Genomic DNA, 21,227 nt, shown 5'->3' on the forward strand with positions numbered 1-21,227 from the left:
CGCAACGGTCGGACGCGCGGCGCGGATCGAGGTGGCCTCATGGCAATGGACGGTTGCGAAAATGCTCGACAATGCGTGCATGACGATCGCGTCCTGCTGCCACGAGCACCCCATGCGTCACCTCCCGGCGATTGTACTCAATCGCATGCCCCGAGAGCGCCGTCATCTTACCATCGGCTTCCTGCACGATCAAATTCGCGGCCGCAAGGTCCCAATCGCGGCTTTGCCCACCCGCAAAGGCGGCGTCAAGGCTGCCTTGTGCGACCCGGCACAGCCGCAGCGCCAGCGATCCGATCCGGGGAAAGAGCGTGATCTCGTCCGGGGTGTCGCTCAGCCGCTGCACCAGCGGTTTCGGCCCCGCCATGCGCGGGAAATCGAAACCGGTCCCTGCGGTGGCGTGCACGGCCATGTCGTTGCGGGTCGCGCCCTGTCCACGGGCGGCGAAGAAGAACTCGTCGGTCGCCGGCGCGTAAACCGCCGCGAGCACCGGAACGGCCTTTTCAACCAGCGCGACACTGACGCACCAGTCCTCGCGGCCCGCGAGGTAGGCGCGGGTGCCGTCGATTGGATCGACGATCCAGGTCAGCCGCTTGCCAAGCCGCGCCTCGTCGTCGGCGCTCTCCTCCGACAACCAGCCATAGTTGGGCGTTGCCGAGCGCAGCCGTTCCTCGAGCAGGTCGTTGACCGCGATATCGGCTTCCGAAACCGGCGAGGAAGCGCCCTTGATCCAGTTCTTCAGCTCGGTGCGGAACAGCGACAGCGCGAGGCGGCCCGCCTCCTGCACCGACCGGGTCAGCAAAGCGGCGTCGCGCGCCTTGGTCCAGTCGTCCGTATCAGCGTCCGCCAAGCGTCAGTCCCTCGATGCGCAATGTCGGCGCGTTGACGCCGTAGCGGAATTCGAGGTCGTTGGCTGCGACCAGCGACTTGAACATCGGCAGCAAATGGCCCGCGATCGTCACCTCGCTGACCGGATAGGTGATCTCGCCGTTCTCGATCCAGAACCCCGATGCGCCGCGGCTGTAGTCGCCGGTCACGCCGTTGACGCCGGATCCGATCAGATCCGTCACATAGAATCCCTGCTTGATGTCCGAGATCAATTCCTTCGGCGTCGCCGTGCCGGGCTCAAGATGCAGATTGTAGGTTCCCGGCGACGGCGAGGAGGACACGCCGCGATGGGCATGCCCGGTCGTGACCAGGCCAAGCTCGCGCGCCGTCGCGGAGTCCAGGACCCATGTGGTCAGCACGCCTTCGTCGATCAGCGCAATCTTCTTCACCTTGACGCCCTCGGCGTCGAAGGTCTGCGAGCGCAGGCCGCGCACCCGCAACGGATCGTCGATGATGCGGATGTCCCTGGAGAACAGCTGCTCGCCGAGCCGGTCCTTCAGGAAAGAGGTCTTGCGCGCGATCGAGGCGCCGTTGATGGCGCCGACCAGATGGCCGATGATCGAGCCCGCGGCCCGCGGATCGAACACCACAGGCACCTTGCAGGTCTCGACCTTGCGTGGATTGGACCGCGCCACTGCGCGCTCGCCGGCGCTGCGGCCGACGGACGCGGGTGAATCGAGATCGGAGGCATGTGGCGCGCTGGTGAAATCGTAATCGCGCTCCATGCCGGTGCCCTCACCGGAGATCGCGGTCGTCGAGATGCCGTGGCTGGAGCGCAGATAAGAGCCGTGGAAGCCGGTCGATGTCACCAGCACCATGCCGCCGATTCCGGTCGAGGCCGACGCACCGCCGGATTTGCTGACGCCCTTGACCGCAAGCGCCGCAGCCTCTGCCTCCATGGCGCGCTGCTCGAGTTCGGCGGTGGTAGGGACCTTGCGGTCGAGCAGATCGAGATCGGGGAAATCACGCGCATGCAGCGCCGGATCGGCCAGACCAACATATTTGTCGTCGGGCGCCACGCGCGCCATCGCGACCGCGCGTTCGGCAAGCGTGGCGACCCCGTCGCCACTGACGTCATTGGTCGACACCACCGCCTGGCGCCGGCCGACGAACACGCGCAGTCCGACGTCGTCGCCTTCGGAACGCTCGGTCTCCTCGACGCGGCCGTCGCGCACCTCGACGCCTTGCGAGACACCGCGCACCGCGACCGCATCGGCCGCGTCGGCGCCGGCGCGCCTGGCGGCTTCGACCAGGCGCTGCGCGAGATCGCTTAGGGCCGATTGGTCGAACAGGTCGGAGGTATCACCGTGTCGCGACGACGATGCAGATGGTGAAGGGTTCACGAACACATTCCTGCGGATTGGACGGGGATCTGAGGCGAGAGCGGTAACCCAACCAGATGTGCCGGATTCACAGGGATTTCAAGCACTTTACTTCGGCAGAAGACAAAGATTCTCGGCATCAAGGCAAGGCTTCGTCAATCATGCGGGCCAACCTCTTGTCAATCATGCCTGCAGAAGCGGCGCCGGTGACATCGGGTTAACCAGGCTTTTTAAGCCGAAACGGAAACCGCTCGGCTAAGGTCTCACGCATCGACCGGGAACATAATCCCGGCGGGGAGATAAAGCCGTGAGGCGTCAAACACCAACAAGCGGAATCAATTCCGCCGGGTCGAGCTGCGCGTTGCGGCTCGACCCTCTTTCCCTGCCCCTCAGCTTCCATGCGCAGGATGTGCGCGCGGATGGCGGGGTGCGTCAGATCGAGCTTCATCGCGAGCGTGTCGTGCTGCGCCGTGCCATCAAGGGCATGCGGATGGCCGTCAACGTTCGCGTCAGCGATTTCCTCGGCATCGCGGTGCGTGGCATCGACGATGCGCAGATGCTGGTGCTGGTTCACCGCGATCCCTCGCTTGCCATTCCGCTCGGCACCAGCGCCGATGCCGACGAGATCGCGCAGGCCTGGCAGATGTGGAGCGACATCTTCCGTCTTCCGCAACTGACCGAGCAGGCGCCGCGCGAACCGGCGCAGCGCCGCCGTCGCCGCAACGCCATCCGCGCCCGCCGCCCGAAATTCCTGGTCCGCCGCCGCACCGGCTTTCGCCTCAACGAGGCAAGCGTGCATCAGGGCGAGCGCGAGATCATCGCGCAGGATTGAGCTGCGCGGGATTACGTACAGTCCTTTGCGAGTGTCGTCCTTCGTGCTCTCCCCGGTGAGACTAGGGTTGCTTGTCACCGTCTTCGCAACGACGCTTTCGCGTCTTGCGAGGAGACACCTGCCACTGGGGCGTCAGGACCACACGACTTCACCGTCCGCGTCACACGCTCTCGTCAGTTGCGCATTCGGCGTCCACCGCATCCCACCGCGCGTTCGTGACGTGCGCTCGCCCCTCAATCGGGTGGGACGGGGGATTCATACACTGAGTTGCGATTCCAATAAACAGAAATATTTTTTGGTGCAAGGGCTTGCGCCGTCGGGCAAATCAATGATTGGCGTGCTCACCTCACGTTCGATAGAGCGAAGCGGAATGATCGCACCTCACGCGGCGCGCATCACCGCGTCGACCACCAGCGCGGCAAACAGGATCAACCCTGCTGCGCGATTGGACCAGAAGATCCGCAGGCAGAGCGCGGGATCACGGACATCGAGCCGCCTGATCTGCCAGGCCAGTTGAACGGCGAAGGCCGCAAGCCCAATCCAGGCCGGCCAGCGCACGCCCGCGAGCACGAAGGAGACACCGATCAAGAGCACGGCAAGACCGTAGAACACCGCGAGCGCGCGATGGGTGCGGGCGCCGAACAGGCGCGCGGTGGACTTGACGCCGATCAGCGCGTCGTCCTCGGCGTCCTGATGGGCGTAGATGGTGTCGTAACCGATCACCCAGGCAATCGATCCGGCGTAGAGCGCGAGCGCAGTCGCATCGATCCGCGCGAACGTCACCGCAAATCCCATCAGCGCGCCGTAGGAAAAGGCGAGGCCGAGCACGACCTGCGGCCACCAGGTGATGCGCTTCATGAAGGGGTAGATCGCGACGATCACGAGCGAGGCGATGCCGGTCAACACCGCAAAGCGATTGAACTGCAGCAGCACCGCAAGCCCGACCAGGGCCTGCAGGACCATGAAGGCCAGCGCCTGCTTCACGGTCACCTGCCCGGCCGGAATCGGCCGCGACCGGGTGCGCTCGACCTTGGCATCGAGATCGCGATCCGTGATGTCGTTCCAGGTGCAGCCTGCACCGCGCATCACAAAGGCGCCGATCAAGAACAACAGCACGACGAGCGGCAATGATTTGACGTCGTGCGCGACGCCGGCGGCGAGCGCCGCCGACCACCAGCACGGTATCAGAAGCAGCCACGACCCGATCGAGCGGTCGAACCGCGCGAGCCGCAGATAAGGCCGCGACCATGCCGGCGCATGCGTATCGACCCAGTTGCCCGTGGAGTCGGCAACGCGGGTGGAGACGTCGCTCATGGGTAACGGATCATCGGGTGAGGACGTTGCCGTTCAGCGTATCGAAGGTGCTGCCGCCCTTCTTGGTCGCCGTCGCCTCGGGCAACGCTGCCGACGAACCCAGCACGTCGCTCAGGGACGGACCTGCGGGCCCGCGCGGCTGTGCCGCCGCCTGCTGCGCGACGGTACAAACCTTCTTCTGCAAGGCTTCCGTGCTTTTGTGATTATTCTTGAGCTGGTCGGCGATCTGCGCCGGGATGCCGCATTTGGTTGCGTTGACCTCGACGTATTTGATCATCTTGGTTTCGGCTTGGCCGTAATTGCCGATCAGCTTGCAGGCCTCGTCCGGACCGGCATGCCGGTCGCTGGCCGCCTTGATCATCTTGCCGCGCTTTTCAGCCTCCTCGCGCAACGGAACGAAGTTCTTCATGCAGGCTTCCTGTGGGCCACCTTGCGCGGGTCCTGGCGGGGGTGGCGGCGTGAGCGCACCGCCGCCGGCAATGGGTGCGGCACCGTCGCTCGGAAACGCCGATGGCGCCACGCCAACCCTGGTTGCAGGCGCGCCATTGACCGGCGGAAAGGCAGGGTCGGCGGCGGGGCCGGCCCTCGACGTCCGCGCGCCATTGATCGGCGGAAACGCAGGGTCCGCGGCGGTGCCGGCCCTGGACGGCCCCGCACCCTTGACCGCTGGAAACGCAGGGTCATTGGCGGTGCCGGCCTGACCGGGCAACGGGGCCGGAAATGCACTCTGGGCAGCGGCCTGGCCTGCGGACAGGGCGGTCGCGGCAATGGTCAGCACCAGCAGGCGGCGGATCATCGAGGGTGGTTCTCCGGCAAAAGGTCCAGGCAACCCCGGCCGCTTCCAAACGAAGCAACGAAATTTGAGGGGCGTTTTACGATTCCTGCGAACCCTTAACAACCCGTGGATTTGGGCGACAGCGCGGCGTAGAGCCACATTGGCCACATTAAATTGTTCCCGGATTCTAAGTCTTTAGACTAGAAACGGGGCGAAACGGACCATTAAATATGCCTGAACTCGACTTTCGCGCCCCCCGGCTGTTCGTCGAGGCGCCCTTGCGCGCCGGACAAACGGTCGAGCTCGACCGCAACCAGAGCAACTATCTCGGCAACGTGCTGCGGCTGGCGGCCGGCGATACCGTGCTGGTGTTCAACGGGCGTGATGGCGAGTGGCGCGCGGAAATCGGCGGTCGCAAGCGGGCCGACGCGCTCACCATCACCGCGCAGACCCGGCCGCAGGATCACCTGCCCGATATCGCCTACGTGTTTGCGCCGCTGAAGCATGCGCGGCTCGATTACATGGTGCAGAAGGCGGTCGAGATGGGGTGCGCGCGGCTCGTGCCGGTGCTGACGCGATTCACCCAGGTGTCACGGGTCAATGGCGAGCGGATGCGCGCCAATGTGATCGAGGCGGCCGAGCAATGCGGCATCATCGCGCTCGCCGAAGTGGTTGAGCCGATCCCGCTCGAACGGTTCCTCACGGGCCGCGACCCGGCGCGGCTGCTGGTGTTTTGCGACGAGGCCGCCGAGGTCAGAGATCCCGTGCAGGCCTTGCAGGCGGCAGCGGCGACGAAAGCCGCGATCGACGTCCTGATCGGCCCCGAGGGCGGCTTCGCCGAGGAGGAGCGCGCGCTGCTGATGCGCCAGCCCAATATCCTCAGGCTGGCACTCGGGCCGCGAATCCTCCGCGCAGACACAGCCGCAGTGGCGGCGCTGGCGGTGGTGCAAGCGGTGTTGGGGGATTGGGGAAGCGCGTAGATGGGGTAACGGGCCCCGTTACCCCGTCTACGAATTTGCTCACTCGCCGGACAGATCCAGCTCTCCCAGGTTCCGCGCGGCATCGACAATGCGCATGATGCGCACGCCATCTGTGGTCATCTCGTAGAGCGCCAGCCATCGCGCAATCACGAGCATCCTCGCGCCCTCGGCGATATCGGATCGGGCCGGCCCCAACTCGGGAAACCGCGCCAATTGCCGACACCGCTCTTCAATGCGGTCGATCCAATGGTCTGCTCTGGCCGGGCCGTTGCCGGCCGCGATACGAGTCCAGATATCGACGAGATCACGCTCTGCGAGCCGGGAAAGGCGAACCTCTCCCAACTTATTTGCCCGCCGCCTTCAGCAGGGCTCGCCCTTGCGCCTTGATGTCAGCGAAGTCGGCTACACCGGCATCGCCGCTCGCCTGGCCCGCAGCCCAGGCGTTGCGCAGGAACGCCAGCCGCGCCTCTTCCGTCTGCTCCATGATCCGCAGCGCTTCGCGTACGACCTCGCTTGCCGAGGTGTAGCGGCCGCTCGCGACCTTGGCTTTGACGAAGTCACTCAGCTCATCAGTCAGTGAGACGTTCATGTTCATCGCAGGCCTCTCCTCTTCTATTATGGGAGTGGCCACAAAATTTGGCAATCTTTGCCATTGACCTAGGGAATCGAGCGTTCCAGCTAGCCAAGCTGTCGTAAAATCGTTAACGCACGCAATCATTAAGCCATCTGGCCGTTCCCTGTCGAAACCCCTGACCACCCGTGTTAAGGGCTGCGCCAAATCGATCTGGAACCCGGCCCTGGAACCCGTTTTCGGGGCACATTGGACGTCGAGATGAACGAAGCTGCCGCAACGCGCACGCCTCAATCCGCCGGAGGATCAACCTCCTGGGCGGATGCGCTGCTGCTGTCGTTCGCACAAGCCGGCTATCTCCGCGCCGAGCCCGCCATCCTGCAGCCGGCCGAGCCGTTCCTCGACCTCTCCGGCGAGGACATCCGAAAGAGCCTGTATCTGACGACGGACGCGACCGGCGAGGAGCTCTGCCTGCGCCCGGACCTCACAATCCCCGTGGCGCGCGATTACCTTGGCTCCTCGCGCGCGGGCCAGCCGGCCGGCTTCAGCTATCTCGGTCCGGTGTTCCGCTATCGCGGCGGCCGTCCGAGCCAATTCCTGCAGGCCGGCGTCGAATCCTTCGGACGGCAGGACCGCGCCGCGGCCGATGCCGAGATGCTGGCGCTGGCACTGGAGGCGACCACCGCGTTCGGGCTCACCGACGTCGATATCCGCACCGGCGATGTCGCGCTGTTCAACGCGCTGATCGAGGCGCTCGGCCTCTATCCGGTATGGCGGCGGCGACTGATCAAGGATTTCAACCGCAAGGTCTCGTTGACCGACGACATCGAGCAACTGACACTTGCCACCGCGCCGGGCCGCAACGAATATGAGGGGGTGCTCGCCGCGCTCGCCGGTTCCGACCGCAAGGCGGCACTGGCGCTGGTCACCGACCTGATGTCGATCGCCGGCACCACCAATGTCGGCGGACGAACAGTCGCCGAGATTGCCGACCGCTTCCTCGAACAATCCACCTTGAAGGCGGGTGCGCTGCCGCGCGACGCGGTCGACATCATCAAGCGCTTCCTTGTGATCACGGGCGACCCCGACGATGCGATCGCGCAACTGCGTGCGCTCGCCGAGGACGCCAGGCTCGATCTTGCGGCCGCGATCGACCAGTTCGAGAGCCGCGTCGGCTTCATGGCCGCGCGCGGCATCGACACCCATCGGACGCGATTCTCGACCTCGTTCGGCCGCGGCCTCGACTACTACACCGGCTTCGAGTTCGAGCTGCACGCCAAAGCCAACGGCGCCGAGCCGCTGGTGGCGGGCGGGCGCTATGACGGGTTGATGACCCAGCTCGGCTCGGCCAACCCGATCCCCGCGGTTGGCTTCTCGGTCTGGATCGAGGCCTTGACCCGGCAGGGCAAGGCCGCCGCCGGCGGAGGTGCCGCATGAGCACGCCCTTCGTCGTCGCCGTTCCCTCCAAGGGGCGGTTGCAGGAAAATGCCGAAGGCTTCTTTGCCCGCGCCGGGCTGACGCTGTCGAAGGCCGGCGGCGCGCGGGACTATCGCGGCACCATCGCCGGCGTCGACAATGTCGAGATCGCCTATCTCTCGGCGAGCGAGATTGCGGCCAATCTGGCGCGCGGCGCGGTGCATCTCGGCGTCACGGGCGAGGATCTGGTGCGCGAGAGCATCGCGGACGCCGACCGCCGCGTGCTGTTGATCGAGAGCCTCGGCTTCGGCAGCGCCAATGTCGTGGTCGCGGTGCCGCAGGCCTGGATCGACGTCCGCACCATGGCCGATCTCGACGACGTCGCTTCCGGCTTCCGCGAGCAGCACAATCACCGCATGCGGGTCGCGACCAAATACATCAATTTGACACGCAGCTTTTTCGCCAGGCACGGCGTCAGCGACTACCGCATCGTCGAAAGCGCCGGTGCGACCGAAGGCGCGCCCGCGGCCGGCACCGCCGAGCTGATCGTCGACATCACCACGACCGGAGCGACGCTGGCCGCCAACGGGCTCAAGGTGCTCGACGACGGCGTGATCCTGCGCAGCCAGGCCAATCTCGTTGCGTCACGCGATGCCGACTGGTCGAACGGGGCGCGTGAGACCGCGCGTGTGATCCTCGACCATATCGCCGCCCGCGCCCGCGCCAGCAAGTATCGCGAGGTCCGCACCCGCTTTGCCGGCTGCAACGATGCGTTGCTGACCGAGGCGCATAACCGCTTTGGCGTGGTCACCCCGTTCGGCGGGCCGACCTCGTCGGGCATGCTCACGCTGCACTGCCCACCCGGCAAGCTCTACGCGCTCGGCAGCTTCCTGCGCGACCACGGCGCCGATACGGTGTCGGTGGTGTCGCTCGACTACGTGTTCGACCGCGAGAATCCGCTGTTCGCCAGGCTCGAGGCGTTCCTGCGACAATGAGTCGTCGGCGCCGTTCATCCTGGCGACAGACAGCTGCCGGTACCATATTCTGCTCAAGGGACGTGATGGGATCTGATCGATGACGCTGGGCTCCGATGTTTCCAGCCTGACCACGACCGCGGCCAACGCTGCGGCGAAAGGGCTGTCGATTGTCGTGCCCGTCTACAACGAGGCCGCGGGACTGGTTGCGCTGCACCAGCGGCTGGTCGACCTCGCCAGGACGCTGCGCGCCCGCTACGGATTGGCTTGCGAAGTGGTCTATGTCGACGACGGCAGCGTCGACTCGACGCTTGCGATCGCGCGCGGCCTGCCCGCCGACGCGCTCGATGTCCAGGTGGTGTCGCTGTCGCGCAATTTCGGCAAGGAGGCGGCGCTGATGGCCGGCCTCGACCACGCCCGCCGCGGCGCCGTGCTGTTCATGGACGGCGACGGCCAGCATCCGCCCGATCTGGTCGAGCGGCTCGTCGCGCACTGGATCGACGACGGCTACGACGTGGTCTACACGGCAAAGGCCAACCGCGACAATGAATCGGCGGCGCGGCGGCTCGCGGTGCGCGGCTTCTACGCGCTGATCAACTGGGGCGCGCGGCAGAAGATCCCGGAGGATGCCGGCGACTTCCGCCTGCTGTCGCCGCGCGCGGCCGCCGCCTTGCGGCAATTGCCGGAGCGCAACCGCTTCTTCAAAGGCCTGGCGAGCTGGATCGGCTTCAAGCAGATCCGCGTCGACTACGAGCCGGCGCCGCGCGAGCATGGCGTCACCACCTTCAACGCCGGCCGGCTGATCGGCCTGTCGATCGAGGGCCTGACCTCGTTCTCGGTGGCGCCGCTGCGCTTCGCCAGCCTGTTCGGCCTGCTGCTCGCGGTCGGCGCGTTCCTGTTCGGCCTGTCGATCGTGTGGGAGGTGTGGACCACCGGCAAGCAGGTGCCCGGCTATCCCTCGCTCGTGGTCGGCCTGATGACGATCGGCGGCGTGCAGCTGATCATGATCGGCATCGTCGGCGAATATATCGGCAAGATCCTTTCGGAGCTGAAAGCGCGGCCGATCTACTTCGTCGCCGAGCATAGCGAGAAGCACGCCGGCGACGCGGCGGAGCAAACCACCGCCGAGCGGACCGCCGCCGAATGAACGAGGCAGCGCCACCACGCCGGATCTGGCTGTGTGCTGACGACTATGGCTTGAGTGACGGCGTCAACCGCGCGATCCGCGACTTGATCGAGCGCGGCCGCCTCAACGCAACCTCCGTGATGATGGTGACGCCGACGATCGGCCGCGAGGCGGCGGCCGCGCTGCAGGCGTCAGTGGCGAAGAACGCGGCTTGCGCGATCGGGCTGCATGTGACGCTGACCGCGCCGTTCCGGCCGCTGACCCTGCATTTCCGCCCGCTCGACGGCGACATGTTTTTGCCCTTCCAGAAACTTTTGCGCGCGGGGCTGCTGCGGCGGCTCGATGCCGAGCTCGTGCATGCCGAGGTGCTGGCGCAGCTCGATGCCTTCAAGGAGCTGTTCGGCCGCGCGCCCGATTTCGTCGACGGCCATCAGCATGCGCAATTGTTCCCGCAAGCGCGCGACGGATTCTTGCGCGCGGTGAAGGAGCGTGCGCCGGACGCGTGGGTACGCCAGGGCGGGCTCAATTTGCCGCTCACGCAGCGGATCACCGGCGTCAAGACGCTGGTGCTCGATGTGCTCAGCACGCAATTCCGCAACAAGGCAGCGAAGCTCGGCCTGCGCTTCAATCCGACCTTTGCCGGCGCCTATGACTTCACCAGGGAGCCCGATTTCGGGCCGCTGATGCGCGGCTTTCTGAAGGGCCTGCCGGAGGACGGGCTCGTGATGTGCCATCCCGGATTCGTCGACGAGGTGCTGAAAAGCCTCGACCCGCTGACGGCACAGCGCGAGAAGGAATTTGCCTATCTCGCAAGCGATGACTTTCCGGCTCTGCTCGCCCTGAACAATGTTACACTGGCCTGAATTCGTTCATAAAAATCGTCCGGTCGTTTTGTCGCATACATAAATTTAATCCGCTCCCCCACTCCTTGCGCCACAAAGCCCGTCCTACATGTGCGGCGCGCCGATGCGATCGACGCGATGGAGAACGCCATGACACCGCAAGAACGCCAACTGATCGACGATCTGTTCGACCGGCTCGCCAAGCTGGAGAACGCCCCGCGCGACAACGAAGCGATGTCCGCGATCATGCAGGGCCTGCGCACCGCGCCGAATGCGGTCTATGCGCTGGTGCAGACGGCGCTGGTCCAGGACGAGGCGCTGAAGCGTGCCCACGATCATATCCAGGAGCTGGAAGCGCAGCTCAACCAGCAGCCGCCGGCGCAGCAGCAATCCGGTGGCTTCCTCGATTCGATGCGCGGCGCGATTTTCGGCCAGGATCAGTCGCACGGCTCGGTGCCGCCGGTGCGTACCCCCGACATGGGTCGCGATCCGGGCAGCCGCCCGGTCTGGAACTCGGGCCAGGCGATGCAGCAGGCCGGCGGCTACGGCCAGTCTCAGGGTGGCGGCTATGGCCAGTCTCAAGCCGGCGGCTATGGCCAGCCTTACGGCCAGGGAGCACAGCCCTATGGGCAGTCCTATGGCGGCGGCCAGCCTTACGGCGGCGCGCAGCCGGGCGCGTTCGGCGGCGGTGGCGGCTCGTTCCTCGGCACTGCGGCGGCGGCCGCGGCTGGCGTGGTCGGCGGCTCGATGTTGATGAGCAGCATTCGCGGTCTGATGGGTGGCGGCACGCACCAGTCCGTTGCCGACGGCGGTGGACTCCTCGGCGGCGGCTCGCGCCCCTGGGGCGGCGACCAGTCGTCGAGCAGTCTGGCGCGCGACGCCGGGATCAACGACGTCAATTCCTCCGGCCGCGACAATGACCCGGGCTCGCGCGCCGGCGCGTTCGACCAGGCGCAGGCCGACCGGGACAGTGACGACGATCAAGACGCCGACGACCTCGACGACAACGGCGGCGATGACAACAGCGATTACGCGTAAGCGCGATCGCTCAAGCGAAAACGGCCGCTCTCATCGAGCGGCCGTTTTGATTCAAACGAAGCGACCGATCACATCACCACGACCTTAGCACCGACATTGACGCGGCCGTAGAGGTCGATGACGTCCTCGTTGCGCATCCGGATGCAGCCGGAGGAGACGTTGGTGCCGATGGTCCAGGGCTCGTTGGAGCCGTGGATTCGGTAGAGCGAGGATCCCAGATACATCGCGCGCGCGCCGAGCGGATTTTCCGGCCCGCCCTCCATGTGCCGCGGCAGGTCGGGACGGCGCACCAGCATTTCCGGCGGCGGCGTCCAGGCCGGCCATTCCTTCTTCGCCGAGATCGTCTTGATGCCCGCCCAGCTGAAGCCGGGCTTGCCGACGCCGACACCGTAGCGCAGCGCGTGGCCATCACGCTGTACCAGATAGAGGAACTTGTTCGGCGTATCGATGACGATGGTGCCGGCGCCCTCCTTGCCGTGATACTCGACCATCTGCTTTTCATATTTCGGGTCGAACGGACGCTGCCTCGGATCTCCCGCCGCCTCTTCCTGCTGCTGGTAGATCATCTGCTGCTGCGGATCCATCGGCGGCAGCCCGCTGCGGTTGCCGTAATAGTCCGGCTGCTGCTGATACACCGGCTGCTGCCGGTAGCCCTGCGACGACGGGCCGTCACCGAACAGGAATTCGATGAAGCCGCCGCCCATATTGGAGCGCTGCGGCTGCTGCACATAGGCGGTGCGCATCGGCGGTTGCGGCGCCTGTTGGTCGGCGTAGATCACGGTCGGCTCGGCCGGCGGCGCCGCGTCGATCGCAAGGGCATGATGTGGGAACGCAAGCAGGGACGCGCCGGCAAGCAGCGCAAGCGTGGTCTTCTTGGACATCGACGTACTCTGTACTGTTTCGTCGTGACGTGTTTCGCATGGCGCACGGACTGCGCCGCTGCACGTGGTCAATAAGCAATGAAAACCGCATCGGTTTGGTAAACAGATCCGGCGTTTCGATTCACCACGTCGTCGACCACGCGCGGTTTTGTCCGGTAGCGTTTATTTTGGATGAACGCGCGACCGGCATGGTTAACCGCGGTTTGACGGCGCATTTGCGCCATGCGCGCCAAACTGTTCCCGCGTGAACCTGACGTTAAATCGCTTCCGCCTAGAAGAGGCTGATGTGAAGGGGTGGGAATGAAATCATGTCGGTTAGTCGCAAGCGTTTTCGTGTCGAGCAGGCCTTGATGGGCGATGTGCCGATGCCGGAGTCCGTGGCCGCGGACGCTGTCGACATCGGTCCGATGCATCGCGAGATCATGGCGGAGCTTCGCGCCATCCGCGCCCAGATGGCCGGCGGCTCCGCGCCGCGCGCCGCCGTCACTGAATCCATGGAAGCCTCGGTGGCGCGCGAAGTCGCCGAAGCGCATACGCTGCTCGAGACCTATCGCGCCCAGATCGAGCAGTGCGAGAAGCTCAAGGTCGAGCTCGACCTGATCCACGACGCGATCAGCCGCACCAAGCGCGAGATCGCCGTGCTGCACGGCAAGAGCTTCAACGGCGAGGAGATGGCCAAGGTCAATGGCGAGCTCGGCGCCGTGGTCGGCGGCACCGAGGAAGCCACCCAGCAGATCCTCGAGGCGGTGGAAGCGATCGACCAGGCCGCCAGCGCGCTGTCGAAGACCGTCACGCCGGACCAGCAGAAGCTGCTCAGCGAGGAAATCCAGGAGCGCGTGGTCGCGATCTTCGAGGCCTGCAACTTCCAGGACCTCACCGGCCAGCGCATCAGCAAGGTGATGCACACGATGAAATTCATCGAGCAGCACATCAACGAGATGATGAACATCTGGGGCGGCGTCGACGCCATCAAGGCACATGCGCCGCCGATCGTCGACACCCGCCAGGGCGACGACCGCCTGCTCAACGGCCCGAAGCTCGACGGCGACGTCGGCCACGCCTCGCAGGACGACATCGACGCAATGTTCAACTAAGCGCAGGCAGATCGACACAGAAGCGCCGGCCAAGGGGCCGGCGTTTTTTTGGCGACTGTCTATCCGCCCGTCATTGCGAGGAGCGTCAGCGACGAAGCAATCCATACTTCCGCCGCGGGACCCATGGATTGCTTCGCTTCGCTCGCAATGACGACTTGGATAGTCCCCGCTACGCCCGCGGCGCGCAGCGGACGTAGACCATGTTGCCGTAGCGGGTGGCGGCGTCCTTGTCGACGAAGCGGGTGATCATGACGCGGCCGTCGAAGGAGACGATCTCGCGGTCCTGCTCGCCGGGGGTAGGTCCGGGCGGGCCGATATAGTTCTTGCCGCTCGGGGAGCCCTTCAGCCGCAGTTCCTGCGGGGTGGCCTGGTCGGCCAGATGCATGATGACGCCGCCGGACTGTCCGGCGCCGATCACGTAGGGCTGCTTGCACTGGCCGCGCGCGGCGGCCTCGGTGCGGGCGCGGTCGGTGGGATTCTGGAACGAGGCAAGGCCCCAGCGGCCGACAATCTCGTCGGCGCGGATGGTCGCGGGCATTTCCGGACCCCCTCCCTGATCGGCCGCCGGCGCAGTGTTCGACGACAGCGACGGAAGGCTCATGCTGCCGCACGCCCCCAGGAATATCGTCAGCGCCGGGACAGCCGCGAGCCGTGCGACCATTCGCGCGTTGAGTGACCTGATCATTCGCATCCCCCGACAATGGCCCAGCCGCACCCACCTGCAGCCAAGCGTAAAACGCAAGGCGGAGCAACGACGTCCGACAAAATTACGTCATCGCTACGATTCGGTTTCCCTAGCACCATGCTATATTGGCCTCACCAAGGCCTTAACTCCGGTTTGCTTGACAGAAACCGCGCCAGGCCATATTTCCCGCGCACCATTAGCACTCCCACACAACGATTGCTAAGTGCGTTGGGCGTCCTGCCCGGCGCCGACCGGACCGCACTCAACCCCGGTCTCGATGAACCGAACCTGAAACCCAGCCGCAAGAGGGAACGTCATGGCTAAATCCAAATTCCGCCCGCTGCATGACCGTGTCGTGGTCAAGCGTATCGATGCCGAGGCAAAGACCAAGGGCGGCATCATCATTCCGGACTCGGCCAAGGAAAAGCCCTCCCAGGGCGAAATCGTCGCCGTCGGCCCGGGTGGCCGCGACGAGGCCGGCAAGCTGATCCCGATCGACCTCAAGGTCGGCGACCGCGTGCTGTTCGGCAAATGGTCGGGCACCGAGATCAAGCTCGACAGCGAGGAGCTCCTGATCATGAAGGAGTCCGACATCATGGGCGTGCTGGCCTGAGCCCGTAAACCCGAAAGGCCGCCACACTCACAGCTGTCATGCCCGGACTTGATCCGGGCATCCATCACTCTCCGAAGAAAGATGGATTGCCGGGGCATCTAGCACGAAGACGCACTTCGTGCTTCTGCCCGGCAACGACGAATGAAGGCGTGGCGAGCGCATCTGTCCAATTTTCCAGGAGTTCAAAACAAATGGCTGCCAAGGACGTAAAATTCGCCGGAGACGCCCGCGACCGCATGCTGCGCGGTGTCGACGTGCTCGCCAATGCCGTCAAGGTGACGCTCGGCCCGAAGGGCCGCAACGTCGTGATCGACAAGAGCTTCGGCGCGCCGCGCATCACCAAGGACGGCGTCACCGTCGCCAAGGAGATCGAGCTCGACGACAAGTTCGAGAACATGGGCGCGCAGATGCTGCGCGAGGTCGCCTCCAAGACCAACGACACCGCCGGTGACGGCACCACCACCGCGACCGTGCTGGCCCAGGCCATCGTCCGCGAGGGCGCCAAGTCGGTCGCCGCCGGCATGAACCCGATGGACCTCAAGCGCGGCATCGACATCGCGGTATCAGCCGTGGTCAAGGACATCGAGAAGCGTGCCAAGCCGGTCGCCTCCTCCGCCGAGGTCGCCCAGGTCGGCACCATCTCCGCCAACGGCGACGCCGCAATCGGCAAGATGATCGCGCAGGCGATGCAGAAGGTCGGCAATGAGGGTGTGATCACGGTCGAGGAGAACAAGTCGCTCGTCACCGAGGTCGACATCGTCGAGGGCATGAAGTTCGACCGCGGCTACCTCTCGCCCTACTTCATCACCAACGCCGAAAAGATGACCGCCGAGCTCGAGGACGCCTACGTCCTGATCCACGAGAAGAAGCTGTCCGGCCTGCAGGCGATGCTGCCGGTGCTGGAAGCCGTGATGCAGTCCGGCCGTCCGCTCCTGATCCTCGCCGAAGACGTCGAAGGCGAGGCCCTGGCAACGCTGGTGGTGAACCGCCTGCGCGGCGGGCTCAAGGTCGCCGCGGTCAAGGCGCCGGGCTTCGGCGATCGCCGCAAGGCGATGCTGGAGGACATCGCGATCCTGACCGGTGGTCAGATGATCTCCGATGAACTCGGCATGAAGCTCGAAAGCGTCACCATCAACATGCTGGGACGCGCCGGCAAGATCGTGATCGACAAGGAGAACACCACGATCGTCAAGGGTGCCGGCAAGAAGAAGGACATCGAGTCCCGTGTCGGCCAGATCAAGGCGCAGATCGAGGAGACCACCTCGGACTACGACCGTGAAAAGCTCCAGGAGCGTCTGGCCAAGCTCGCCGGCGGCGTCGCTGTCATCAAGGTCGGCGGCGCGACCGAGATCGAGGTCAAGGAGAAGAAGGACCGTGTCGAGGACGCGCTGAATGCGACCCGCGCCGCGGTGCAGGAAGGCATCGTGCCGGGCGGCGGCGTGGCGCTCTTGCGCGCCAAGAAGGCGGTCGGCCGCATCACCAACGGCAATGCCGACGTTCAGGCCGGCATCAACATCGTGCTCAAGGCGCTGGAAGCTCCGATCCGCCAGATCTCGGAGAATGCCGGCGTCGAGGGTTCGATCGTGGTCGGCAAGGTCCTCGAGAACAAGTCGGAGACCTTCGGCTTCGACGCCCAGACCGAGGACTATGTCGACATGATCGCGAAGGGCATCATCGACCCCGCCAAGGTGGTGCGCACCGCGCTGCAGGACGCCTCCTCCGTGGCCGGCCTGCTGGTGACCACCGAAGCCATGGTCGCCGAACTGCCCAAGGAAGCGGCCCCGGCAATGCCCGGTGGCGGCGGCATGGGTGGAATGGGCGGCATGGGCGGCTTCTAAACCATCCAGTCAGCGCCATTTGCATCGAGATCGAAGGCCGCCTCCGGGCGGCCTTCTTTTTTGGTCAATGACAGAGAGGTTTGCTAGTTACGAACACCGATTCGCCCGTCGAGGACTCATCGTATGCGCACGCTCCCGCTCCTCCTGCTCGGTCTTGTTGTTGCCTCAGCTCCCGCGCTTGCCCAGATCAAGCTCCAGCAGAAGGCCGGAACCGGTGGCCCCGAGACGCGCTATTTCACCGCGATGGACGGGCTGATGGACGGCAATGCCGACGTCATCCTGAAGGAGACCCGGCAGGGCAAGACCGTCACCGCGGCCGTGCTCGACGTCTGCTATCCCGCCGACAAGACCTCCGACCGCAAGGACCGCTTCGTCGCCACCCTCACCGTCAACGGCCAGACCCTCTCCGGTTCCACGCAGTCCGTCGCCGACAAGCAGCCGGTCACCGTCAAGCTGACCCGCAAGCCGACCGGCGACACGTTCGAATTCCGCGGCCAGATCGCGGTCGGCCAGAACGTGACCGAGGTCGCCTCGTCCGACAATTCGGACCTCAGCGAGAAGGAATTCCAGGACAACCAGACCTCCGACGACGGCATCACGCCGCAGCCAAAGGACTTCACCGACGTCTCGCCGGAATCGCTCGGCGTGCGGGTGAAGCTCGATGCAGCGTCCGACTTCCTCAAGAGCCTGAAGGGCGAGTCGGTCGAGATCGGCACCAGCAGCCTCGCCGTGACCTGCGACGCGATGCGGGCCGGCGAGCAAACCATCAGCCTTACCGTCGATCCCGAGCACGCATCCGCGCTGCTCGCCAAGGCGAAATCGGCCCCGGGGGTGACGGCGGCCGGCTGGACCAGCGGCGTGGTCGAGATGGACCGCACCCTCCGCTTCGCCGCCGCCGACTGGCGCGACGGCGACAAGATCGACAAGGACAAGATCGCAGCCACGATCTCGGGCGTGCTGGCGAAAACCCTGTCGGCCAAGCCGGCATCCGCGACCTGGAACGCCAACACCGGCAAGCTGAAACTGGTTCTGAAGCGGCCGAGCGGGGTCTATCCGAGCCTTGGTCTCACCGAGAATCTCGAAATCACCGCGCTGGTCTCACCCGACAGACCAGGCGCCATCGATCGGCTGATGCTTTGGGTCTCGAGCCCGGCGACCTCGACCACGGACGACAGCGCCGGCGCGAAGCTGAACCTGTCCGACGACTCCACCAGCGACGAGGAAGGCGGCGAACCGAAGAACGATAACGGCTCGATCAACGCGCTGACCAAGGAATTCAAGGGGCAGCGCTGGGACGCCGACAAGTCGGTGTGGAAATAATCTCGTCGTTCGCCATCCGCACGTTCGACTGCATCAGGCCCTTCTCTTCCTCAACGGCTCGACGTTGGTGATGGCTGCCTCGGAAGCGGGGTCGGGACCGGCCTGAGTCATGCCGTCGTCTCTGACAAAGAGTTCGGAACGTGGATCGATCGCAAGACGCTCGAACAACGCCTGCAACTCGGGTCGAAATCCGTCGCCGCACAGCGCGGCGATCGAGTGGAATTTGCGCATGCTGTACTCCTCTTGTGCTTGAGGCATCGTAGGAGTCTTGCCGCAGCCGACCACCCGATTGCCGACAGCACCGACACTTGTTTGAAACGATTCCGCGATGACTAGCGATGCGATCGCACACAACGCTCGCACGTCTATCCGGGAATCGGGTGGCGCGACGCGCGTCTCGGAGTGCTTACTCCACGCACCGAAACAACGCCGGCGTCGACAATCGCGAAGCCGGCAACGCGCGAATGGAGACGATCCGATGTCAGAGGATAACAAGAGCATCGTAGGGCAATGGTTCAAGGAGTTTTGGGGAAACCCCTGGAATCCGCGCATCGTCAACGAGCTCGCCACAGCCGACATTGTCGTGCACTACCCGATGCATGAACCGAAGCGCGGACGTGCGGCGGTCCTGAATTTCATGACGGAGTTTCGCGAAGCCTTTCCCGATCTGAATTTTTGGGGCGTTGGCGATCTCATCGCGGAAGGCGACTACGTCGTCGGCCGATGGGAAGGCGGCGGCACCCACACAGGTCCGGCATTCAGCGATTTTCGCCTCGGTTCGATTCCCGCGGCCTCCGATCGCAAGATGAGATTCGCAGGCACGACCGTGCTGCGTCTGCAGCAGGGACGGATCGCCGAGGAGTTGGGACAGGAAGACGCGCTGAGCGCCATGCTTCAGCTCGGCCTGATCCGTATGCCCGAAGCGATGGAGTCTCAGGCACGGCCCGGCGGTGCGCTGCCGGCAGGATGGAACAACATGCCGGGATCTGCGGAAGCAGGTCGCTAGACTAGTTAGAAGAACTTGGGACATCCATTCTGACGGTAGTTATCCGGAATCCACAGACGGACAGCATTCCCTTAAGCTGGCTTCATCCAGCGCGGGGCTGAGGATTTCATTCCCGAAGCAATTTGCCGCGAAGGGCCGTTGATGATTCATCAACGGCCCTTTTGGTTTCGCAGGCCGGATCTCATTCGTTGCGACACGCGCCGCTGCATGATAGTTAATGCGCGCCGAAAATAGGTATGGCCGGATTGGTAAGCCCGGCCGGTTCCCGAAGTCAGGGAATTCTAGCCCCGCTTGCGGATGGACCCACGGCCGGACGGAGTGACGAAGTCGTCACGCTGCCGGTTGGGTCGTGCATCGCGGATTTTTGGCTCTTCCGTCAGCGTCGTCGTCGCTTCCGTCCGTTCCTCAAACCGGAACGGATGACAAGCATGAAACTGAAACATCTCAATCTCGCCACCTCGGACGTCAGCGCCCTCGCGGCTTTTTTCCAGCGCTTCCTCGCCTTCAAATGCCTGCTCGAGCGCGGCTCGGGCGCCTTCACGATCCTCGGCAATGACGACGATTTCGTGCTGACCCTGATGAAGCGGAAGAAGAGCGATCCGGACGTCTATCCGGAGACCTTCCATGTCGGCTTTTATGTCGATGACAGGACCGCCGTGCAGGCCAAGCACGACGAGCTGATGGCGGCAGGTCTGTCGCCGCAGGAGATCCAGGAGGCCGGACGCAGCGGGCGCGGCGCGCATTTCTACTGCACCGCTCCCGGCGATATCCTGGTCGAGATCGCCACGCCGCCGGAGCTTCACGACGCGTAAGATCGGACTCCGCTCGTCATGCCTGGCCATGGGCCGGGCATGACGATGCGGAATGCGATCGATCCGAGGACCTCCCCGCCGCGGCGTGCGACGAGCGGCGCTGACGGTGCACGTCCGTCAATGCGCGGTCCGCCACCGACAGGCACGTTTTGCCGCAGTTCGGTCATCAAAAATTAAGCCTCGATTCAGTTTCGGGGATCATCATCGCGCAGCCGAACACAGGTCACGCCATGCAAGACCGCGAGCCGAGTAGCCTTGGAAGCATGTGGTCAGAAGACGCGGCTGCCGGTCGATTGCCGGAGCAGCCGGCGGACCTGTGGGACCTTTCAGGCAACAATCGCGATGCGGCCCTGTTGTTGCGCGAGCCTTACGGCGATCGCATCGGCACCGTTTTGCTGGCGGCAACGGCGCTGGCGGCAAGCTTCGTGCTGGGATGGGCCGGCGGGCTGAACTGGCACCAGTTCCCGGGTGCCTCAGGCCCGAGCGCGGTCGCTCAGAAGGAAGCCCCTGCCCCACGCGTTGCGGAGACGAAGCCGAGCATCAAGAGCGAAGGCGCGCGACGGACCGCGTCCAACGCGGATCCGATCGTCACCAGCAGCCTTCCCAGGACCACTGCAAGTCCGCGCCTGGCTGCATTGGGGGCCGCGCCGACAACCCTGAACGCGCAAGCTGCCGCGCTGAAGCAGCCGCTGGCGGCGACGCCGGAGACGCGGCCGAGCACCATTCCCGGATGGTCGGTCGTCGAAGTCCGCGACGGCACGGCCGTGCTCGAAGGTCCCGAAGGGGTCCGGATGGCCGCACGCGGCGACACCCTTCCCGGGATCGGGCGGATCGACTCGATCGTGCGCTGGGGCAATCGCTGGATCGTTGCCACCGCCAGCGGATTGATCGCGACGCCGTAAC

General features: G+C 65.1%; 24 protein-coding genes. 15 read left to right on the plus strand and 9 right to left on the minus strand.

The annotated features are described in order from the left end of the window. Positions 1-37: 37 nt before the first annotated feature. Positions 38-847, minus strand: a complete 810-nt coding sequence (locus tag ACP2YO_RS40605) for a 3'(2'),5'-bisphosphate nucleotidase CysQ (protein WP_426436797.1) — start codon at positions 845-847, stop codon at positions 38-40. Then, positions 834-2,228 (minus strand): TldD/PmbA family protein, encoded by a 1,395-nt coding sequence (locus ACP2YO_RS40610; protein WP_426436798.1) that lies wholly within the window; start codon positions 2,226-2,228, stop codon positions 834-836. Before ACP2YO_RS40610 ends, ACP2YO_RS40605 begins: the two co-directional genes overlap by 14 nt. A gap of 286 nt (positions 2,229-2,514) precedes the next feature. Between ACP2YO_RS40610 and ACP2YO_RS40615 the strand changes: the two genes are divergently transcribed. After that, positions 2,515-3,039 (plus strand): DUF6101 family protein, encoded by a 525-nt coding sequence (locus ACP2YO_RS40615; RefSeq protein WP_426436799.1) that lies wholly within the window; start codon positions 2,515-2,517, stop codon positions 3,037-3,039. Positions 3,040-3,420: 381 nt separating this feature from the next. Here the strand turns inward: ACP2YO_RS40615 and ubiA are convergent, their stop codons facing one another. Together ubiA and ACP2YO_RS40625 are read right to left on the minus strand one after the other, a co-directional pair. Continuing rightward, positions 3,421-4,353 carry a 4-hydroxybenzoate octaprenyltransferase gene (ubiA, locus tag ACP2YO_RS40620; protein WP_426436800.1) on the minus strand — a complete coding sequence of 311 codons (933 nt, stop codon included), beginning with the start codon at positions 4,351-4,353 and terminating at the stop codon, positions 3,421-3,423. Between the two features lie 10 nt (positions 4,354-4,363). Further along, complete coding sequence (locus tag ACP2YO_RS40625; protein ID WP_426436801.1) at positions 4,364-5,149, minus strand: hypothetical protein; 786 nt, start codon at positions 5,147-5,149, stop codon at positions 4,364-4,366. Between the two features lie 209 nt (positions 5,150-5,358). Here ACP2YO_RS40625 and ACP2YO_RS40630 point away from each other — a divergent pair, with 209 nt between their 5' ends. Continuing rightward, positions 5,359-6,108 (plus strand): 16S rRNA (uracil(1498)-N(3))-methyltransferase, encoded by a 750-nt coding sequence (locus ACP2YO_RS40630; RefSeq protein ID WP_426436802.1) that lies wholly within the window; start codon positions 5,359-5,361, stop codon positions 6,106-6,108. Between the two features lie 39 nt (positions 6,109-6,147). Here ACP2YO_RS40630 and ACP2YO_RS40635 read toward each other — a convergent pair whose 3' ends face one another. Continuing rightward, positions 6,148-6,450 carry a type II toxin-antitoxin system RelE/ParE family toxin gene (locus ACP2YO_RS40635; RefSeq protein ID WP_426436803.1) on the minus strand — a complete coding sequence of 101 codons (303 nt, stop codon included), beginning with the start codon at positions 6,448-6,450 and terminating at the stop codon, positions 6,148-6,150. A gap of 1 nt (position 6,451) precedes the next feature. Further along, positions 6,452-6,703: a type II toxin-antitoxin system ParD family antitoxin gene (locus tag ACP2YO_RS40640; protein ID WP_426436804.1), complete on the minus strand. Its 252-nt coding sequence runs from the start codon at positions 6,701-6,703 to the stop codon at positions 6,452-6,454. Positions 6,704-6,940: 237 nt separating this feature from the next. On the opposite strand from ACP2YO_RS40640, the gene ACP2YO_RS40645 reads away from it, so the two are divergent. The 5 genes from ACP2YO_RS40645 (at position 6,941) to ACP2YO_RS40665 (ending at position 12,075) form a co-directional block, all read left to right on the plus strand. Further along, entirely contained in the window at positions 6,941-8,116 is a 1,176-nt protein-coding gene (locus ACP2YO_RS40645) for an ATP phosphoribosyltransferase regulatory subunit (protein ID WP_426436805.1), read from the plus strand. Then, a complete protein-coding gene (gene hisG / locus ACP2YO_RS40650; RefSeq protein WP_426436806.1) occupies positions 8,113-9,090 on the plus strand; it encodes an ATP phosphoribosyltransferase in 978 nt (325 codons plus the stop codon). Before ACP2YO_RS40645 ends, hisG begins: the two co-directional genes overlap by 4 nt. Positions 9,091-9,169: 79 nt before the next feature. After that, positions 9,170-10,216, plus strand: a complete 1,047-nt coding sequence (locus ACP2YO_RS40655; protein ID WP_426436807.1) for a glycosyltransferase family 2 protein — start codon at positions 9,170-9,172, stop codon at positions 10,214-10,216. Then, positions 10,213-11,058 carry a ChbG/HpnK family deacetylase gene (locus ACP2YO_RS40660; RefSeq protein WP_426436808.1) on the plus strand — a complete coding sequence of 282 codons (846 nt, stop codon included), beginning with the start codon at positions 10,213-10,215 and terminating at the stop codon, positions 11,056-11,058. The genes ACP2YO_RS40655 and ACP2YO_RS40660 overlap by 4 nt, the downstream gene beginning before the upstream one ends. 129 nt (positions 11,059-11,187) lie before the next feature. Continuing rightward, the gene (locus ACP2YO_RS40665; RefSeq protein WP_426436809.1) at positions 11,188-12,075 is read left to right on the plus strand and encodes a DUF2076 domain-containing protein; all 888 of its coding nucleotides are present in this window, start codon (positions 11,188-11,190) and stop codon (positions 12,073-12,075) included. A gap of 68 nt (positions 12,076-12,143) precedes the next feature. Here ACP2YO_RS40665 and ACP2YO_RS40670 read toward each other — a convergent pair whose 3' ends face one another. Continuing rightward, the gene (locus ACP2YO_RS40670) at positions 12,144-12,956 is read right to left on the minus strand and encodes a L,D-transpeptidase (RefSeq protein WP_426436810.1); all 813 of its coding nucleotides are present in this window, start codon (positions 12,954-12,956) and stop codon (positions 12,144-12,146) included. Positions 12,957-12,994: 38 nt separating this feature from the next. Between ACP2YO_RS40670 and ACP2YO_RS40675 the strand changes: the two genes are divergently transcribed. Beyond that, positions 12,995-13,204: a hypothetical protein gene (locus ACP2YO_RS40675; RefSeq protein WP_426436811.1), complete on the plus strand. Its 210-nt coding sequence runs from the start codon at positions 12,995-12,997 to the stop codon at positions 13,202-13,204. Between the two features lie 60 nt (positions 13,205-13,264). Then, complete coding sequence (locus ACP2YO_RS40680) at positions 13,265-14,050, plus strand: protein phosphatase CheZ (RefSeq protein ID WP_426436812.1); 786 nt, start codon at positions 13,265-13,267, stop codon at positions 14,048-14,050. A 169-nt stretch (positions 14,051-14,219) separates the two neighbouring features. On the opposite strand, the gene ACP2YO_RS40685 is transcribed toward ACP2YO_RS40680, so the two are convergent. Then, a complete protein-coding gene (locus ACP2YO_RS40685) occupies positions 14,220-14,735 on the minus strand; it encodes a hypothetical protein (protein ID WP_426436813.1) in 516 nt (171 codons plus the stop codon). 316 nt (positions 14,736-15,051) lie between these two features. Here ACP2YO_RS40685 and ACP2YO_RS40690 point away from each other — a divergent pair, with 316 nt between their 5' ends. The 3 genes from ACP2YO_RS40690 (at position 15,052) to ACP2YO_RS40700 (ending at position 18,506) form a co-directional block, all read left to right on the plus strand. Next, positions 15,052-15,348, plus strand: a complete 297-nt coding sequence (locus tag ACP2YO_RS40690) for a co-chaperone GroES (RefSeq protein ID WP_044538897.1) — start codon at positions 15,052-15,054, stop codon at positions 15,346-15,348. A 191-nt stretch (positions 15,349-15,539) separates the two neighbouring features. Then, the gene (groL, locus tag ACP2YO_RS40695; RefSeq protein ID WP_426436814.1) at positions 15,540-17,186 is read left to right on the plus strand and encodes a chaperonin GroEL; all 1,647 of its coding nucleotides are present in this window, start codon (positions 15,540-15,542) and stop codon (positions 17,184-17,186) included. Between the two features lie 123 nt (positions 17,187-17,309). Continuing rightward, complete coding sequence (locus tag ACP2YO_RS40700) at positions 17,310-18,506, plus strand: hypothetical protein (protein WP_426436815.1); 1,197 nt, start codon at positions 17,310-17,312, stop codon at positions 18,504-18,506. A 33-nt stretch (positions 18,507-18,539) separates the two neighbouring features. Here ACP2YO_RS40700 and ACP2YO_RS40705 read toward each other — a convergent pair whose 3' ends face one another. After that, positions 18,540-18,737 carry a hypothetical protein gene (locus ACP2YO_RS40705; RefSeq protein ID WP_426436816.1) on the minus strand — a complete coding sequence of 66 codons (198 nt, stop codon included), beginning with the start codon at positions 18,735-18,737 and terminating at the stop codon, positions 18,540-18,542. 247 nt (positions 18,738-18,984) lie between these two features. Between ACP2YO_RS40705 and ACP2YO_RS40710 the strand changes: the two genes are divergently transcribed. The 3 genes from ACP2YO_RS40710 (at position 18,985) to ACP2YO_RS40720 (ending at position 21,226) form a co-directional block, all read left to right on the plus strand. Beyond that, positions 18,985-19,512 carry an ester cyclase gene (locus ACP2YO_RS40710; RefSeq protein WP_426436817.1) on the plus strand — a complete coding sequence of 176 codons (528 nt, stop codon included), beginning with the start codon at positions 18,985-18,987 and terminating at the stop codon, positions 19,510-19,512. Positions 19,513-19,940: 428 nt separating this feature from the next. Continuing rightward, positions 19,941-20,324, plus strand: a complete 384-nt coding sequence (locus tag ACP2YO_RS40715; RefSeq protein ID WP_426436818.1) for a VOC family protein — start codon at positions 19,941-19,943, stop codon at positions 20,322-20,324. 263 nt (positions 20,325-20,587) lie between these two features. Further along, a complete protein-coding gene (locus tag ACP2YO_RS40720) occupies positions 20,588-21,226 on the plus strand; it encodes a hypothetical protein (protein WP_426436819.1) in 639 nt (212 codons plus the stop codon). Position 21,227 lies beyond the last annotated feature (1 nt).

The sequence above is a fragment of the Bradyrhizobium genosp. P genome (assembly GCF_049949265.1).
In the GTDB taxonomy this organism is placed as follows: domain Bacteria; phylum Pseudomonadota; class Alphaproteobacteria; order Rhizobiales; family Xanthobacteraceae; genus Bradyrhizobium.